We start from the raw sequence: 15,454 nt of genomic DNA on the forward strand, positions 1-15,454 counted from the left end.
GATCAGGGTAGTCCAAAGACCCTGTCCGGCCCGTAGCCGGGAAAATTCCTGTTGGAGGCGCTGATTCGTCATGCAAAAAGCCGAATCTCCTGAGACAACAGGGTCGCTTTCCCAAAAACAAAGCTTTATAGATGCGCGGGTTTGAGCAAGGCGCGCTGCTGCGCGCAGGAAGCGGGAATGGATAAATGACGAACGTTGTAGTGATCGGCTCGCAATGGGGTGACGAAGGCAAGGGCAAAATTGTCGACTGGCTTTCGGAACGCGCCGATGTGATTGTACGCTTTCAGGGCGGTCATAATGCCGGTCATACGCTCGTCGTCGATGGTGTGAGCTATAAGCTCGCGCTGCTGCCCTCTGGCCTCGTGCGCGGCAAGCTCAGCGTCATCGGCAACGGCGTCGTCGTCGATCCCCATCATTTCGTCGCCGAAGTCGACAAGCTGCGTGCCCAGGGCATTGCCGTTACGCCCGATGTGCTGCGTATCGCCGAGAACGCGCCGCTGATCCTGTCGCTGCACCGCGATCTTGACGCCATGCGCGAGGACGCCGCTTCCAACAGCGGCACGAAGATCGGCACGACGCGCCGCGGCATCGGCCCGGCCTACGAAGACAAGGTCGGCCGCCGCGCCATTCGCGTCATCGACCTGACCGAACCGGAAACGCTGCCGGCCAAGATCGACCGGCTTCTGACCCATCACAATGCACTGCGCCGCGGCATGGGCGTCGCCGAAATCTCCTTCGATTCCCTGCATCAGGAACTCACTTCGGTTGCCGAACACATCCTGCCCTATATCGACCAAGTCTGGCGGTTGCTCGAAGAGCAGCGCAAGGCGGGCGCCCGCATCCTCTTCGAAGGAGCGCAGGGCGCGCTGCTGGACAACGACCACGGCACCTATCCTTTCGTGACGTCCTCCAACACGGTCGCCGGTCAGGCAGCTGCCGGCTCAGGCCTCGGTCCGACGGCGCTCGGCTATGTGCTCGGGATCACCAAGGCCTATACGACCCGCGTCGGCGAGGGACCGTTCCCCTGCGAACTGCATGACGAGATCGGTAAGCATCTGTCGACCGTCGGCCGCGAGGTCGGCGTCAATACCGGCCGTCCGCGTCGCTGCGGCTGGTTCGATGCCGTGCTGGTTCGCCAGACCGTGAAGACCTCGGGCATCACGGGCATTGCGCTCACCAAGCTCGACGTGCTCGATGGCCTCGACGAGCTGAAGATCTGCGTCGGCTACACGCTCGACGGCAAGGAAATCGATTACCTGCCCGCAAGCCAGGCGGCACAGGCCCGCGTCGAGCCGATCTACATCACGCTCGAGGGCTGGAAGGAATCGACCGTCGGTGCCCGCAAATGGGCGGATTTGCCTGCCCAGGCGATCAAGTATGTGCGTCAGGTGGAAGAACTGATCGGTGCGCCGGTGGCGATGCTTTCGACCAGTCCGGAGCGCGAGGACACCATACTTGTGACTGACCCCTTTGAGGGCTAAAGTCGCGAACCTATGACGAATCCCGGCCTGGCTGCATGCCGGGCATCATGAGAAAGTGCTGATGGCGGATTTTGTAGCAGTTATTCGACGGGCCGTTGACGGCCTGACGGAAAATACTCCCGAGATGCGGGTTAAGGTTTACGATCGAGCTCGTGGTGCCGTGCAACGGCAGCTCGAGAGCATGAAGCCGCGCCCGCCCGAGGAAATGCTCCGCCGTCAGCTCGACAAGCTTGAAGCCGCGATCGTCGAGGTCGAGGCCGAACATGCAGAGGCACTGCCCGGAGGCGAGGAGGCCGCGGTTGCCGAAGAGCCCGTGGTGCATGAGGAGACGGCTCCCGAGCCTGTCGAGAGCCATCATGTGGACGAGCACGCTTATGCCGAGCCGCATGTGGAGGAGCCGGCACCAGCGCCTGCCGAGGTTCATGCCCACCATGAACAGAGTGCCGCGCAGGCTGACCACGAGCAATATGCCTATGAAGAGCCGGCTGGGCACGTAGAGCCGGATCATGCGCATGAGCACCAGCACCAGGCGGTAGACGAGTGGCGCGAGCCGCAGCACGAAGAGGAGCCTTATGCTCCTGCAGCGGCACACGTGGGCGCGGAGCACCATGCTGAGCTTCACGAAGAACCGACCGTAGAGCCGGTTTATCACGAAGAACCGCAGAGCCATTACGAAGAACCGCAGCACTATGCCGAAGAGCTGCCGGCGGCTGCTGCCGAGCCTGAGCCCGCACCGCGTGTGCCGCCGAAGCCGGCCGACGACGTCATAAGCCAGGTCGAACAGATTTGGGCTGAGGTCGATGCACCGGCGTCTCATGCTGCGCCGGCCGCGCCCGTTTCCTATCTCAACGAGCCGGTCATGCCGGCTGCCGCGTTTGCGGAAGCGCCGTTCGGGCGGCCCGTCGAAGGGCTTGTGAACACGAAGGCAGCCGCCAGCAACACGGGCTTTGCCTGGGATGCTGACGTTTTCGAGGAGATGCAGCCTGCGCCGGCCACTTCCAAGCCGGTCCAGCAGCCTGCGCGGCAGATGCCGGAAAATGCCTTCGACGACGTCGATCTCTTTGCGGATGTGCATCCGTCGCGCAAGCCGGCGGCCGAGGCGGATAGCGCCAATGACGGCTGGCGCGAGCTCAAGGAACTTGCCGGTTTCGACAAGCGCGCCGAAGACGACCGTGGCGGCGGCCCTGCCGTCCCGCCCGATCTCGATCAGGCGATGGCCGCGAAGCTGCAGGGCCGCAGCTTCCGCATGGAACCGAAACGCCGCCGCATCAATGTGACCGGCATCATCGTCACGCTTGTCGGTCTTGGCGTCGTCGGTGGCGGCGGCTATGCAGCCTGGGTAAACCGCGGCGAGCTCAACAACATGGTGACGAAGCTCGTCAGCTCCGCGCCGAAAAACGCGGCGGCTCCGGCAACGTCGAATACCGCAAGCAATAATGCCGCGACCAACGGCAATGCTGCTGCTCCCGCCCAGCAAGCGGCCGCGCCGCAGCAGAGCAGCACGGCGGCTCAGCAGCCGGCCGGCGCCGGCAACACGGATGTCGCGGCTTTGACGAGCGACCCGAATACGGTCAATACGAAGTTCACGCAGCGCCTTCTCGCCAACGGTACCGAAGAGGACGAGGGGCCGGCTCCGAACGGTCAGCCTGGAGTCGTCGAAGGCAAGTCCGTGGCGGAGCAGAACGTTGCCTCTGCTGCGCCGGCCGCCGCTACGACAACGCCGCCGGCCGCCAACAATGCCGGCGCTCCTGCTTCGCAGACCCCGACCCAGACACCGGCGACTGCAGCGCCGAACACGCCACCTGCTTCTGCAAGCCAGCAGCAGACGCCCGCCGCCAACCCGCCACAGCAGCAACAGGCCGCCGCCAATCAGCCGCCGCCGGTGACGCAGCAGACGGCGCCAGTAACCGACGGGCAGAAGGTTTTCCTCTATGAGGAGCGTCTCGGTCAGACGTCGCCGACGGCTTTTCAAGGCACGGTCACCTGGTCGCTGCAGGAAGGCAAGGGGGCTGACGGTCGGCCGGAGCCTTCGGTTCAGGGTCTCATTACCGTTCCGGATCGTGGTCTGACGGCGACGATCACCGTTTCGCGGAATTCGGACTCCTCGCTGCCCGCCAGCCATCTGATCGAGCTCGCCTTCCAGGTGCCGCCGAACTTCGAAGGCGGGGCGATCGACAATGTGCAGCGCGTTGCCTTGAAGGCGACCGAGCAGGATCGAGGCGATGCGTTGATCGCGGTGCCGGCCAAGGTCACCGATGATGTCTACATGGTCGCGCTCAATGATTTCCCGGATGCGCGCAAGACCAATCTCGATCTTCTGAAGAACCGCAACTGGATCGATATCCCGGTCGTCTATCGCAATGGCCGCCGCGCCTTGCTGACGATGGAGAAGGGCCCGACCGGCACGGATGCCTTCAACAAGGCGATTGCGGAGTGGCAGGCGCTTGGCGGCGTCGCTTCGAGCGGCCAGTAAGCGTTTCTAAAATCGATGGATGTGGAAAAGGCGGGCTTTTGGCCCGCCTTTCTTTTTATCGCCTCAACCTGCCGGGCAGGAAACGTTACGCCGTCGCTTCGACGACGCGGAGCGCCTTGGCGCGTTCCAGCGCATCCTTCTGCACGGCTTCCTGAACCTTCTCGAAGGCGCGAACCTCGATCTGGCGCACACGCTCACGGCTGATGTCGAATTCGGCCGAGAGATCTTCCAGTGTCACCGGCTCGTCGGAGAGGCGGCGTGCCTCGAAGATACGACGCTCGCGATCGTTCAGAACGCCCATGGCGCGGGCCAGCATGCGGCGGCGGGTGTCGAGCTCGTCCTGCTCGATCAGCACGTCTTCCTGGCTGTCGTGATCATCGACAAGCCAATCCTGCCACTGGCCGGAATCGCCTTCGGAAGCCTTGATCGGCGCATTCAGCGAAGCGTCGCCGGAAAGGCGGCGGTTCATCGAAATGACCTCCTCTTCCGAGACGTTCAGCTTGGTGGCGATCTCGGTGACATGCTCCGGCTTCAGATCGCCGTCATCGATGGCCTGGATACGGCCCTTCAGGCGGCGCAGGTTAAAGAACAGGCGCTTCTGGTTGGCAGTCGTACCCATCTTTACCAGCGACCACGAACGCAGGATGTATTCCTGGATCGAGGCCTTGATCCACCACATGGCGTATGTTGCTAAACGGAAACCGCGTTCCGGATCGAACTTCTTCACGGCCTGCATCAGGCCGACATTGCCTTCCGATACGACTTCGCCGATCGGCAGACCGTAGCCGCGATAGCCCATGGCGATCTTCGCCACGAGGCGCAGATGGCTGGTGACGAGCTTGTGCGCGGCCTGACGGTCGGCATGTTCCGCATAGCGCTTGGCGAGCATGTACTCTTCCTGCGGTTCCAACATCGGGAACTTGCGGATCTCGTCCAGATAACGATTGAGGCCGGCTTCTCCGGCTGCGATGGACGGTAAGGTATTACGGGCCATGATTGTGCACCCTCCTATTCGAGATTTGGTTCCTTCTGGGGGCGTATTCTGCGCGCCTTCTGCGAAGCGGACCAAGGCGTACGGGTCCTAGGACCCCGCACTTAACCAATGTAAAGATAAGTACGGCGAAATGGTGATTCAAGGAGGTGGTCACGCAAGTGTTATGGCAGCGTGACCGCAAGTCTCGCCGGGATCGCGCCCCTGGGATTACCCTCCCGAAAGGTCCAGCACCATATGATAAAATCATATCGGCCTCCCAAACGCGGTTGCGTTTTCGGTCAGCACTGGCGCTCGGACTTCGGTCCTTCATGGCTGGTATTATAGAGCGGTAGGCGACGGGCGTCCAGCGGTGGCACTGCGAGCCTTATCTGCGGTCTACCCGCGCAGCGCGTCCACCAGTTCTTCCATATCGTCGGGCAGCGGCGCCTCGAAGTGCATGACCTCGCCGGTGCGGGGATGCTCGAATTGCAGCATGTAGGCATGCAGGGCCTGGCGCGTAAAGCGGCCGACAGCCGCCTTGGCGGCATCGGGCAGGAGATTGGCCTTGGTTTTGAAGCCGCCGCCATAGACGGCGTCGCCCAGCAGCGGGTGGCCGATATGGGCCATATGCACGCGGATCTGATGGGTGCGGCCGGTTTCCAGGTGGCATTCGATCAGTGAGGCAAGCGCTATCGCGTCCTGTCCCTCGTGGAAGCGCTCCAGCACCTCGTAATGCGTGATCGCCTCATCGGCATCGTTTGAATCCGGGCGCTTGACGGCGCGGCGCGTGCGGTCGCTGCTCGAACGGCCGAGGGGTGCGTCGATCGTGCCGATAAGCTGGCGCGGGCGACCCCAGACGATCGCCTGGTAGGCGCGCTCGAGTGAGGTGGTGCGGCCGTGGTCGGCGAACTGCTGCGAGAGATGTCGATGAGCAATGTCGTTCTTGGCGACGACCATCACGCCGGTCGTATCCTTGTCCAGCCGGTGAACGATGCCGGGGCGGCGGACGCCGCCAATGCCGGAAAGGCTGTCGCCGCAATGATGGATCAGCGCATTGACCAAGGTCCCGGTCCAGTTGCCGGCGGCGGGGTGGACGACCAGCCCGGCGGGCTTGGATATGACGATGACGTCATCGTCCTCATAAAGCACGTCGAGCGGGATATCCTCGCCCTGCGGCGTCGGGTCTTCCGGCTCGGGTAGCGTGATCTCGTAGACGTCACCGGGGCGCACCTTCCGCTTGGCGTCCGTCACCGGTGCATTGTTGAGCAGAACCGCGCCTTCCTTGATGAGGCCTTGCACGCGGCTGCGGGAAAATTCCTCGCCAATCTCGGCCGTCAGCCATGAATCGAGCCGTCCTTCGGCATTTTCATCGGCGGTTAGGACTTTTCTATTGCTCGCGGCTTCTTTAAAGGGGTCGCTCAAACGTATTTTCTCCAGCGCGTGAAGCGCTCTTCAGGAAACAAGGACGCATCGATGACGAATCTCGAGCCAGACGATCAAGAGGAAAAGCCCCTCGATCCGGCCCTGGAGAAAGTCCGACGCAAGATGATCCGCCTACAGATCGTCTCTGCGGCCGTCATGGTGGTGAGCCTTATGGCCGTCTTCGGCGCCGTTGTCTATAAGACGATGAAACAACCGGCAAAGCCGGCGGGGCAGGCGGCATCAGGCATTCCGTCCGATGCTCCCGTTGCTGTGACAGCTTTGCTGCCGGCGGGCTTCACGGTTCAGTCCACGGCGCTGTCGGGCAATCAGGTGCTGTTTTACGGCACGCTTGCCAGCGGTCAGCGTCAGGCGATCGTTTTCGACTACAGCGTCGGCCGCATCGTGTCGACCATATCGCTGTCGAACTGACGGCGTGACGATGACGGGCGGGCGGCTGATCGAGATCACGCATCCCGACGATCCGCGCATCGCTGAGTTCCGCAATATCCGCGAGCGCGATCTTACCGGCCGTGACAGCCGTTTCATAGCGGAAGGGACGGTCGTGCTGCGGCTGCTGACGGGCGCGCACGCATCGGGCGGCGATTTTGCCGCCGAAAAGGTGCTGCTGCTCAAGAACCGCGTCGCGGGACTGGGCGATATCATCGAGAGCTTTCCCGCCGATATCCCGATCTATGTCGCCGATGCCGAGGTGCTTGATGGCATCGTCGGCTTCCATCTGCATCGGGGCGTCCTAGCGCTGGGGCGCAGAATGGCGGAAGACGGCGTCGGCGCCTTTCTGGATCGCCTCCCGAAGCAGGCGCTGGTGCTTGCCGGCTGCGGCATTTCCAATCACGACAATATGGGCTCGATGTTTCGCAATGCTGCGGCCTTCGGCGCGGCTGCGGTACTGCTGGACGAAAGCTGCTGCGATCCGCTCTATCGCAAGGCCTTGCGGGTTTCGGTCGGTTCCATCCTGACCGTGCCCTATCGTCGGCAATTGAGCGATGTCGAACTGCTTGCGGCGCTTGCCGAACGTGGCTTTGCGATCTGGAGCCTGTCGCCGCGCGGCAACGTCGACATTCGCGAGGTGCCGGCTTCGGAGCGCATGGCGCTTGTCGTCGGCACGGAAGGGGACGGCTTGCCGGCAAATATTCTTTCCGCCTTCGGTAGCGTGCGGATTCCGCAGGCGCCCGGATTGGACAGCCTCAATGTGGCGACCGCGAGCGGCATTGCCCTTTTCGAGATGGCTGCAAAGAATGGGCGCATCTAGGACATGCCGGCCCCGGTGTTCAGAGATGCTTCGGCAATATGGCGGCGACGCGGTCGGCGAGGCTGATGCGGGCGCCGGGTGTGGCGGGATCTCGATCCTTCGGCAGCAGATCGAAGATCGGCGAGCCGTCGCCTTCCTTGAGTGCCGTCAGGGCAACCATGTTGGCGGCGATCTTGGCGATTTCCTCGCGCACGGCGTCGTCATGCGCAGGCGTGCGAGCTTTCAGCAGGCGGTCCGATAGGGCGGCCGCCCGGTTGCGAACTTCTTCCGTCATCTGGGCGATTTCGTCTTCCACTGTTCGTTGCGGTTCCGTCACCTGCGGCGGCTCGGTGATGGTCCCTTGCTCGCCGCTGCCGCCGGCAATGATCGATGCGGCAGCGAGCTTTGGCGATCTTGCCGTCTTTTTCGGCGGTGTGATCCCGGCGGCTCGAAGCGCCTTACCGGCTTCCTTCGACTCCTTGACGGCGGCCTCCAGCCGCTCCCGCAGGCGAATGACGTCCTGAGTGTGACGCTCGATCGCCGTTTCCTTGTCGGCGCTGCCGGCGATTTCGCGATCGAGCCGCTCCTCGAGCCGCTTGTTCTTGTCGCTTTCCTGGCGCAGCGATTGTTCGGCATCCGCGGCGCGCAGGCCTGCCGCGTTTAGATCCTTGCGCAGCGTGTCGCGTTCGTCCCGCAATGTGCTGATGCGCAGCTTCAGGCTTTCGATTTCGGTTTCGCGCGTGGCGAGGTCGATCCGGAGATTGTCCGCGTCCGCGCCCATCTTCGTCATGCGCTTGCGCAGCCCGTCGATATCGGCTTCCTTTTCGGCGCTTGCCTGCTCGGCTGTATGGATGCTCGATTTGAGCTGGCTGATATAGCTTTCCTCGTGGCGCAGGCGCGATCGCAGTTCGCCTGCTTCCACCTCCAGATCGTCGATGCGCGTCTGCAGTTCCGCGCCTCCGGCCGATAGGCGGCTCGCCTCCTGCTGAAGCTTGCCGTTATGGATCTGCAGTGCGACGGTCTTGTCGCGTTCCTGCGTCAGGGCGTGCTCTGTCCGGGCGTTTTCGGCCGCGAAGAGGGCACGGGCCATGTCCTTTTGCGCGCGCACTTCCTGCGGGCTCAGCGGCATGGTCGCCTTCAGGCGCTTCTCGGTGAACCAGACGATGCGACGATGGATTGCCGGCGCGATGAGAAAGACCAGTAGAGCGGCCGTCAGAAAGCCCAATCCGAACAAGAGAGCAAATTGAATCACGACGCGGCCAGTATCCTGGAGTTATCTTCGATGTCGATAAAATGATTAATCATGGGTTAGCCATACGGGCAAGCGTTTAACGCGGATATGGTTTATCGGCGCGAACCGGACCTGCGGAAAGAAAAGGCCCGCAGTCGAGGCGGGCCGAAAGCTGCGCTGCTTGGGAGTTTGTATCGGAATAAGAGCTCAGAAGGGGTTCCAGGTCGGGTTCGGCGTAACCTTCAGATAACCCATGTTGACGCCGAGGCGCGCACCGAGGCCGGTGCGGATCGGAACGAGCACGATGTTATTGTTCTTGAGGACCGTCATGCCGAAGCCGGCAACGACGAAGGCCTGGCCGCTGACGCCGCCGAAGCGGGTGTAGACGCTGTTGATGCTCGGCAGGTCGTAGACCAGCATCATGACGCGGGTGCCCTGGCCGCCGTAGTCGAAGCCGAGCGACGGGCCCTGCCAATAGAGCGGATGCTCGCCGGCGTTCTTGGTGTTCAATTGACCTTCGCCGTAGGTCAGGCCAGCCAGGAACGCACCGGAGCCTTCCTGGCCGAGAATGTAGCCGTTCGGCAGGCCATATTGCTGGAAGGCCCGCTCGATCACCTTGGCAAGGCCGCCACTGGCGGAGCCGAAGAACGAGTGGCCGGCATCGACGATTTCCTGTGCCGAATACTGATTGCTGGGCGCGGCGGCGGCTTGACGGACCGGCAACGCGAAACTCACGAATGCGACGATCGCCAGGATCAGGCCGAGGCCGAGCGTTCTGGTGCCGGGGCTTGGCATTCTCTTCAGGAATTCATAGCGCATGGAAGTCTTCCGTTCATCATGGTCGGTGCGCGGGACGCAGGCGCTACGCATTCGGAAGAATGCGCCAGCACGGCACGTCCCTTATCTCAGACTTTCCGCCCCTCCATCGCAGGACGATTCGCGCGCGAACGAGTCTGATGGTGATGAATGCATTTTGCGTCGATGGTCTTAACAATCGGTTTACCAAATATGGTGTCATTATGGCGCGCGGTACACTGGCTGCGACAACCCTCGGGCAACCTTACCGTGGCAAGGTGGAACTCATCGCTTTGCCCTGTCAGCATTCAGGAGACAATGAATGTCGAAAAATCCCAATCTCACTCTGACCGGACCGGATCTGGCCGCGCTGCTGTGCAGCCGCGTTTGCCATGATGTGATCTCGCCGGTCGGGGCGATCAACAATGGCCTGGAGCTGCTCGACGAGGGTGGTGCCGACGCCGACGCGATGGATCTGATCCGCACGAGCGCGCTCAACGCTTCCGTCCGCCTGAAATTTGCTCGCCTTGCCTTCGGCGCCTCCGGCTCGGTCGGCGCTTCGATCGACACCGGCGAGGCTGAACGGGCCGCCAAGGATTTCGCTGCTGCCGAGAAGAAGACCGAGGTCAGCTGGGTCGGACCACGCGCCATTATCGCCAAGAACCGCGTCAAGCTGCTTCTTAACCTCTTCCTCGTTGCCTATGGCGCCATTCCGCGCGGGGGCAATATCGAAGTGACGCTCGAAAATCCGGAATTCGACGCGAAGTTCACCATCACCGCCAAGGGGCGGCTGATGCGCATACCGCCAAGATTTGCCGAGATCTGCTCGGGCACTCTGGAAGAGGCGGTCGACGCTCACTCGATCCAGCCCTACTACACGGTTCTTCTCGCCGACGAGAGCGGCATGGAGCTTTCCTATAATGCGTCACCGGAGGAACTGACCTTCGTAGCGACGATGGCTGCCCAATAACCGGGCTGCGATCCGCTCCGCATTTTCACCCGCAGCCGAGCCCCGGCTGCGGGTTTATTTTTTCGTACATCGAAATTTCTGTGCAATCTTGGGGTTGTCCGCGCATTTGATAATGTAGCGGTAACGAATCCTTAGCTTGCTGCTCCTATCGTTTCAATTTGACGTCGCCATTCTGACAATGGCGGCTGATGCTAGGGAGCTCACACATGCAGCGGTTCATGATTACGGATACATCGGATGTCGTACGCAAGGTCGGCAAACGAATCCTGTCCGAACTGGATTTTCTCGTGAGCGAAGCCGGGGATGCCAGCGAAGCGCTGATGCGCTGCCAGGCGGAAATCCCGGACTATCTGATCGTCGATGCCGGTATGGAAGGAGCGCTGGAACTTATCGCCAGCATTCGCGCCATGCCCAATGGCAAGGATGTGAAGATCTACTATTGCGTCGTTGAGGCCGATCTTCGCAAGCTGATGGCCGGAAAGCGCGCGGGTGCCACGGATTTCCTGCTGAAACCGTTCGACCGCAAGATCCTCACAGCCATATTCGGCAATCGCGCCGCTGCCGCCTGATTACAACGAGACAGATCGAAGCAGAAATAGCCGCCCTTGAGGCGGCTATTATTTTGGGCGTTCCGCAGCCGCAAACTCAAATAAAAATCCCGCCTTTTAGGCGGGATTTGAGCGTATTCGGCGGTGAAGGGGGAGGCGGCTGGCTCAGGCGCTTTCGGCAAAATCGTTGCTGTCGGGTTCGCGCAGCACATAGCCGCGGCCCCAGACGGTTTCGATGTAGTTGGCGCCGCCCGCGGCGTTGGCGAGCTTCTTGCGGAGCTTGCAGATGAAGACGTCGATGATCTTCAGTTCCGGCTCGTCCATGCCACCGTAGAGATGGTTAAGGAACATTTCCTTGGTGAGCGTCGTGCCCTTGCGCAGCGAGAGCAGCTCCAGCATCTGATATTCCTTGCCGGTCAGATGCACGCGCTGGCCGCCGACTTCGACGGTCTTGGCGTCGAGGTTGACGATCAGTTCGCCGGTCATGATGACGGACTGGGCATGGCCCTTGGAACGGCGGACGATGGCGTGAATGCGGGCGACCAGCTCGTCCTTGTGGAAAGGCTTGGTCATGTAGTCGTCAGCGCCGAAGCCGAGGCCGCGAACCTTGTCCTCGATGCCAGCCATGCCGGAGAGGATGAGGATCGGCGTCTTGACCTTCGAGAGGCGCAGCGTGCGCAGCACTTCGTAGCCGGACATATCGGGAAGGTTGAGATCGAGAAGGATGATGTCGTAGTCGTAGAGCTTTCCGAGATCGACGCCTTCTTCACCGAGGTCGGTGGTATAGACGTTGAAGCTTTCGGATTTGAGCATCAGCTCGATGCTCTGCGCTGTCGCGCTATCGTCTTCAATGAGTAGAACCCGCATAATTGTCCCCTTTACCGCCGCCGAAAGGTCGTCAGCCCCCTGAACGCGATACCGATCAAATCACTGCTTGATTTGGAAGCTGCCATGCAATGGTTAACAAATTCTGATTCACTCTGGCAAGTCGTATCGAATTTATTAAATAATTTTTCCATTACACTGTTTTCCAACGACAATCAGCGAAATCGACTCCTAAAGTATCGCATTAAGAACCAACGCCAAGTGATTCATCCGACTCATCAATGCCGACATGTCTAATTCCGACCACAACATTTACTGAGCCTTAAATCATTGCCCCTATCATTAACGATGCCCGTAAACGAAAGGTTACCAGCGGTAGGCTTTTATTAAGATCGCTGGAAATTTTTTTAACCAAGCCGTCTCAAAGCGGTTCGGCGGGCGGGAATATCGAGAGCCGGGGTCTCGCATCACGGGAGTAATGCGTATGAAGTCACGTGAGAGCCTTGTTCGCCTGAAAGAGTTTCAGGTGAACGAAAAACGTCGTCAGCTGCAGCAGTTGCAGATGATGATGGCGGAGTTTGACCGCATGACGAAGGAACTGGAAAGCCAGATCGTCGTCGAAGAGAAGAAGTCTGGTATCGCTGATCCAAACCACTTTGCCTATCCGACGTTTGCCAAGGCGGCCCGCCAGCGCGCGGACAACCTGCAGGTGTCGATCCGCGAACTGCAGGTTCAGGAAGAGGCACTGGAAAATTCGCTTGAGGAAATGCAAGCCGAATATGCCAAGGCTGCGGCGCTCGAAGAGCGCGATGGTTCGGGTCCGGCGCGGGCACGCGCCTGATTTCGCAATTCCGTCTTCTCCCTCGGACGCGTCATCGCATTCCGATACGGGGTCCATCTTCGGAATGCGAGGGTTACGAGTGAGGGCGCATGAAAGCTGCGCATGACTGGCCGTGACGGGGCCGGCCATGCGCAGCTTTTGCCTTTTTAAGATCAATCCGGCCATGCAGACGGATTTGCGTTTACGAAGCTGGTTAACGCCTCGATTAATTTAGAATGTGCTAAAGATTGACGACGTCGCGCCAGTCCTCGTGACGCAGCGCCTGCGCCTTGAAGAAGGGGCAGAGCGGAATGATCTTCCAGCCGCCGCGACGTGCATCCTCGACGGCATGAAGCGCCAGCGCTTGACCGACGCCCTTGCCGCGCAGCGCATCCGGCACCCCGGTATGATCGATGATGATCAGCTTCGCAGAGGTGCGGGAGAACGTCATTTCCGCCTCATGGCCTTCGACACTTGCGACGTAGCGTCCGCCGGATGCGTTGTTTTCGTTGCGGATATCCATGATTTTCTCCCTTGTGGCGTCTCGTTAGGCAAGGATTGCATGTGCTCCGTCATCTGCCAACCGTCGAGTTTGTTAACGGATTGTCTCTCTATCTAGCGATTTTGATATGCGATGGCTTTATGAGAAGCTTCGGGTTGGCGGTGTGGTCATCGATGTCTCAAGGCGAAAAATGGTCTTTTGTGTTCAACGGGAGAGTCCGCGGCAGGCGGAAATAGAAGCGCTTCTTCGGCAATCCGATCAGGTTGCCGCGCGGCTCTATCCGGGTGAATTCCGCCGGTCGCTTGATGCGGAAGCCTTGGATGCACCCCATATTTCCGTCCTCGTCGCGCGTCGCGATGATCTGGTAGCGGTTGGATGCTGCGCTCTTTTCGATAGCGGCGATGGCGCCGCCGAATTGAAACGCATGATCGTGGGTGAAAGGTTCAGAGGGCTCGGAGCGGGCGTGGCCCTCCTGGAAGCTGCCGAAACGAATGCCCGCTCCAACGGCATTCATTTGATCAGAATGGAGGTCGGGATCAGAAATACCGAAGGCCAGGCCCTTTACCGGAAAGCGGGTTACGGGGAGAGGGCGCCTTTCGGTTCCTATCGACCCTCGCCGATAAGCCTGTTCTTTGAAAAGATCATCGGGATAGACGCGTGAGCTTCTATGCGTGTGGCATCAAATAATTCGGGCCTCTTTTACAGGAAAAGAGGCCCGAACACACAATCAGATTAAGGTGGTACTGTCGCTGCTGTCAGTGGCGATACTGCTGTATGCGGGTCGTCCGGAGGCCAGCAAGGCCATGGGTATTAATGGACGACTGCCAGGAGAGGAACTCTTCGACGGTCAACGTATAACGTTCGCAGGCTTCTTCCAAGCTGAGCAGACCACCACGCACGGCGGCGACAACCTCTGCCTTACGACGAATGACCCAGCGGCGCGTATTCGGCGGCGGAAGATCTGCTATCGTCAGCGGGCTGCCATCGGGGCCGATGACATACTTCACTCGGGGACGTATCATTTCGGTCATTGGACTCTCTACACACACTCAAGACCACGTGTGGCACTGTAGCTTGCCACATTTAAAAATTGCCTAAGCTCATGGTAAGACTTTGCTAATAATTTTAATGAATGTGGCGCGCCGCTGATTTGCGGATGTCCTGCCTGAATAAAATGGCCGAAAGTCCCTGTTATTTCAGGGGAAATTGCACTTGCTCTATGATTTTTCGTCAGTAAGAACTTACGCTTTTAGCGCGAAATGCCATAGCTGCACCGGCTGTCTACGGGTGCAAGACCCGGCATCGGAATTGCTTTTTACTTAGGAAAATAGACTTACGCGGAAACGCTGTGCTTCTGTCCGCCCCAGCAGATGAAGTGGGGATTGGCAAAATCAGCATCGTCGTTCTGGTCCGTCTTGCCATAGGTCAGAAGGTCGCCTTCGACCGTGACCGTCTTGCCGCCCGCTGCCCGCAACACGGCGTCACCCGCGGCCGTGTCCCATTCCATCGTGCGGCCAAAGCGCGGATAGACATCGGCCTTGCCCTCGGCGAGCAGACAGAATTTCAGCGAGGAGCCGATCGATGTGCAGCCGGAAACCGCATTCTCGTGGAGAAAGCCTTCCGTTTTCGCATTGCTGTTGCAGCGGCTGGCAAGCGCCGTCAACTTTGCCGGAGGCTCACGCACGGCGATGTTCCGCCGTTCGGCGACGGAAAAGTGTTCGTCGACGATCAACTTGCGGGCCCTTCCGGGTTCGCCGGTAAACGCGACGCCGAGCGCCGGTGCATAGACGATGCCGATGAGGGGAACGCCGTCCTCGACATAGGCGATATTGACGGTGAATTCGTCGCGATGCTCGATGAACTCGCGCGTGCCGTCAAGCGGATCGACAAGAAAGAAGGCGTCGCCGTGGATATGCGGAACTTTGCCGGCGGACACCTGTTCCTCGGCAATCGCCGGGATATGAGGGAAATCGCGCTCGAGATGTCGGAGAATGATGTGCTCGGCGCGCTCATCGGCGAGCGTGACGGGGCTCATGTCTTGTTTCAAGGCAACAGCGTAGCCGGCACGATAGACCTCCAATATGGCCTTTCCTGCTTCGAGCGCCGCCTTTTCGAATGTTGCAAGCATTTGCGTCTTCGTCTTCCGCGCCCTACCGCGCCTCAAC

Annotated in this window: 16 protein-coding genes; 8 read left to right on the forward strand and 8 right to left on the reverse strand. The window is 60.4% G+C overall.

Features of this window, described 5'->3' with window-relative positions; genetic code table 11:
• Positions 1 to 185: 185 nt before the first annotated feature.
• Positions 186 to 1,481: an adenylosuccinate synthase gene (locus BJ928_RS12340; protein ID WP_047629269.1), complete on the forward strand. Its 1,296-nt coding sequence runs from the start codon at positions 186 to 188 to the stop codon at positions 1,479 to 1,481.
• A gap of 61 nt (positions 1,482 to 1,542) precedes the next feature.
• On the forward strand, positions 1,543 to 3,954 hold the full coding sequence (locus BJ928_RS12345; RefSeq protein WP_047629271.1) for a hypothetical protein: 2,412 nt from the start codon (positions 1,543 to 1,545) through the stop codon (positions 3,952 to 3,954).
• An 85-nt stretch (positions 3,955 to 4,039) separates the two neighbouring features.
• On the opposite strand, the gene rpoH is transcribed toward BJ928_RS12345, so the two are convergent.
• Both rpoH and BJ928_RS12355 read right to left on the reverse strand, forming a co-directional pair.
• Positions 4,040 to 4,948 carry an RNA polymerase sigma factor RpoH gene (rpoH, locus tag BJ928_RS12350; protein WP_047629272.1) on the reverse strand — a complete coding sequence of 303 codons (909 nt, stop codon included), beginning with the start codon at positions 4,946 to 4,948 and terminating at the stop codon, positions 4,040 to 4,042.
• A gap of 375 nt (positions 4,949 to 5,323) precedes the next feature.
• Complete coding sequence (locus BJ928_RS12355; RefSeq protein WP_047629273.1) at positions 5,324 to 6,349, reverse strand: RluA family pseudouridine synthase; 1,026 nt, start codon at positions 6,347 to 6,349, stop codon at positions 5,324 to 5,326.
• A 51-nt stretch (positions 6,350 to 6,400) separates the two neighbouring features.
• On the opposite strand from BJ928_RS12355, the gene BJ928_RS12360 reads away from it, so the two are divergent.
• Together BJ928_RS12360 and BJ928_RS12365 are read left to right on the forward strand one after the other, a co-directional pair.
• Complete coding sequence (locus BJ928_RS12360) at positions 6,401 to 6,778, forward strand: hypothetical protein (protein WP_047629276.1); 378 nt, start codon at positions 6,401 to 6,403, stop codon at positions 6,776 to 6,778.
• A 10-nt stretch (positions 6,779 to 6,788) separates the two neighbouring features.
• On the forward strand, positions 6,789 to 7,619 hold the full coding sequence (locus BJ928_RS12365) for an RNA methyltransferase (RefSeq protein ID WP_047629556.1): 831 nt from the start codon (positions 6,789 to 6,791) through the stop codon (positions 7,617 to 7,619).
• 19 nt (positions 7,620 to 7,638) lie between these two features.
• Here BJ928_RS12365 and BJ928_RS12370 read toward each other — a convergent pair whose 3' ends face one another.
• Together BJ928_RS12370 and BJ928_RS12375 are read right to left on the reverse strand one after the other, a co-directional pair.
• Positions 7,639 to 8,850 (reverse strand): hypothetical protein, encoded by a 1,212-nt coding sequence (locus BJ928_RS12370; RefSeq protein ID WP_047629277.1) that lies wholly within the window; start codon positions 8,848 to 8,850, stop codon positions 7,639 to 7,641.
• 186 nt (positions 8,851 to 9,036) lie between these two features.
• The gene (locus BJ928_RS12375; RefSeq protein WP_047629278.1) at positions 9,037 to 9,648 is read right to left on the reverse strand and encodes an EipA family protein; all 612 of its coding nucleotides are present in this window, start codon (positions 9,646 to 9,648) and stop codon (positions 9,037 to 9,039) included.
• Positions 9,649 to 9,946: 298 nt separating this feature from the next.
• Here BJ928_RS12375 and BJ928_RS12380 point away from each other — a divergent pair, with 298 nt between their 5' ends.
• Positions 9,947 to 10,594, forward strand: coding sequence for a histidine phosphotransferase family protein (locus BJ928_RS12380; protein WP_047629279.1), 648 nt, complete (start codon positions 9,947 to 9,949; stop codon positions 10,592 to 10,594).
• 206 nt (positions 10,595 to 10,800) lie between these two features.
• Positions 10,801 to 11,163 (forward strand): response regulator, encoded by a 363-nt coding sequence (locus tag BJ928_RS12385; protein WP_047629281.1) that lies wholly within the window; start codon positions 10,801 to 10,803, stop codon positions 11,161 to 11,163.
• 144 nt (positions 11,164 to 11,307) lie between these two features.
• Here the strand turns inward: BJ928_RS12385 and ctrA are convergent, their stop codons facing one another.
• Positions 11,308 to 12,009 (reverse strand): cell cycle two-component system response regulator CtrA, encoded by a 702-nt coding sequence (gene ctrA / locus BJ928_RS12390; protein ID WP_004116994.1) that lies wholly within the window; start codon positions 12,007 to 12,009, stop codon positions 11,308 to 11,310.
• Between the two features lie 442 nt (positions 12,010 to 12,451).
• Between ctrA and BJ928_RS12395 the strand changes: the two genes are divergently transcribed.
• Positions 12,452 to 12,808, forward strand: coding sequence for a hypothetical protein (locus BJ928_RS12395; protein WP_047629284.1), 357 nt, complete (start codon positions 12,452 to 12,454; stop codon positions 12,806 to 12,808).
• Between the two features lie 220 nt (positions 12,809 to 13,028).
• Here the strand turns inward: BJ928_RS12395 and BJ928_RS12400 are convergent, their stop codons facing one another.
• Positions 13,029 to 13,310, reverse strand: a complete 282-nt coding sequence (locus tag BJ928_RS12400; protein ID WP_047629286.1) for a GNAT family N-acetyltransferase — start codon at positions 13,308 to 13,310, stop codon at positions 13,029 to 13,031.
• Positions 13,311 to 13,479: 169 nt separating this feature from the next.
• Here BJ928_RS12400 and BJ928_RS12405 point away from each other — a divergent pair, with 169 nt between their 5' ends.
• Positions 13,480 to 13,950, forward strand: coding sequence for a GNAT family N-acetyltransferase (locus BJ928_RS12405; RefSeq protein ID WP_047629557.1), 471 nt, complete (start codon positions 13,480 to 13,482; stop codon positions 13,948 to 13,950).
• A 94-nt stretch (positions 13,951 to 14,044) separates the two neighbouring features.
• Here the strand turns inward: BJ928_RS12405 and BJ928_RS12410 are convergent, their stop codons facing one another.
• Together BJ928_RS12410 and cysQ are read right to left on the reverse strand one after the other, a co-directional pair.
• Positions 14,045 to 14,320, reverse strand: a complete 276-nt coding sequence (locus tag BJ928_RS12410; RefSeq protein ID WP_004107124.1) for a DUF1153 domain-containing protein — start codon at positions 14,318 to 14,320, stop codon at positions 14,045 to 14,047.
• Between the two features lie 302 nt (positions 14,321 to 14,622).
• Entirely contained in the window at positions 14,623 to 15,417 is a 795-nt protein-coding gene (cysQ, locus tag BJ928_RS12415; protein WP_047629288.1) for a 3'(2'),5'-bisphosphate nucleotidase CysQ, read from the reverse strand.
• Between the last annotated feature and the right edge of the window lie 37 nt (positions 15,418 to 15,454).

Origin of the sequence: Rhizobium sp. WW_1, assembly GCF_003610155.1 — a bacterium.
Taxonomy (GTDB): domain Bacteria; phylum Pseudomonadota; class Alphaproteobacteria; order Rhizobiales; family Rhizobiaceae; genus Rhizobium; species Rhizobium tropici_A.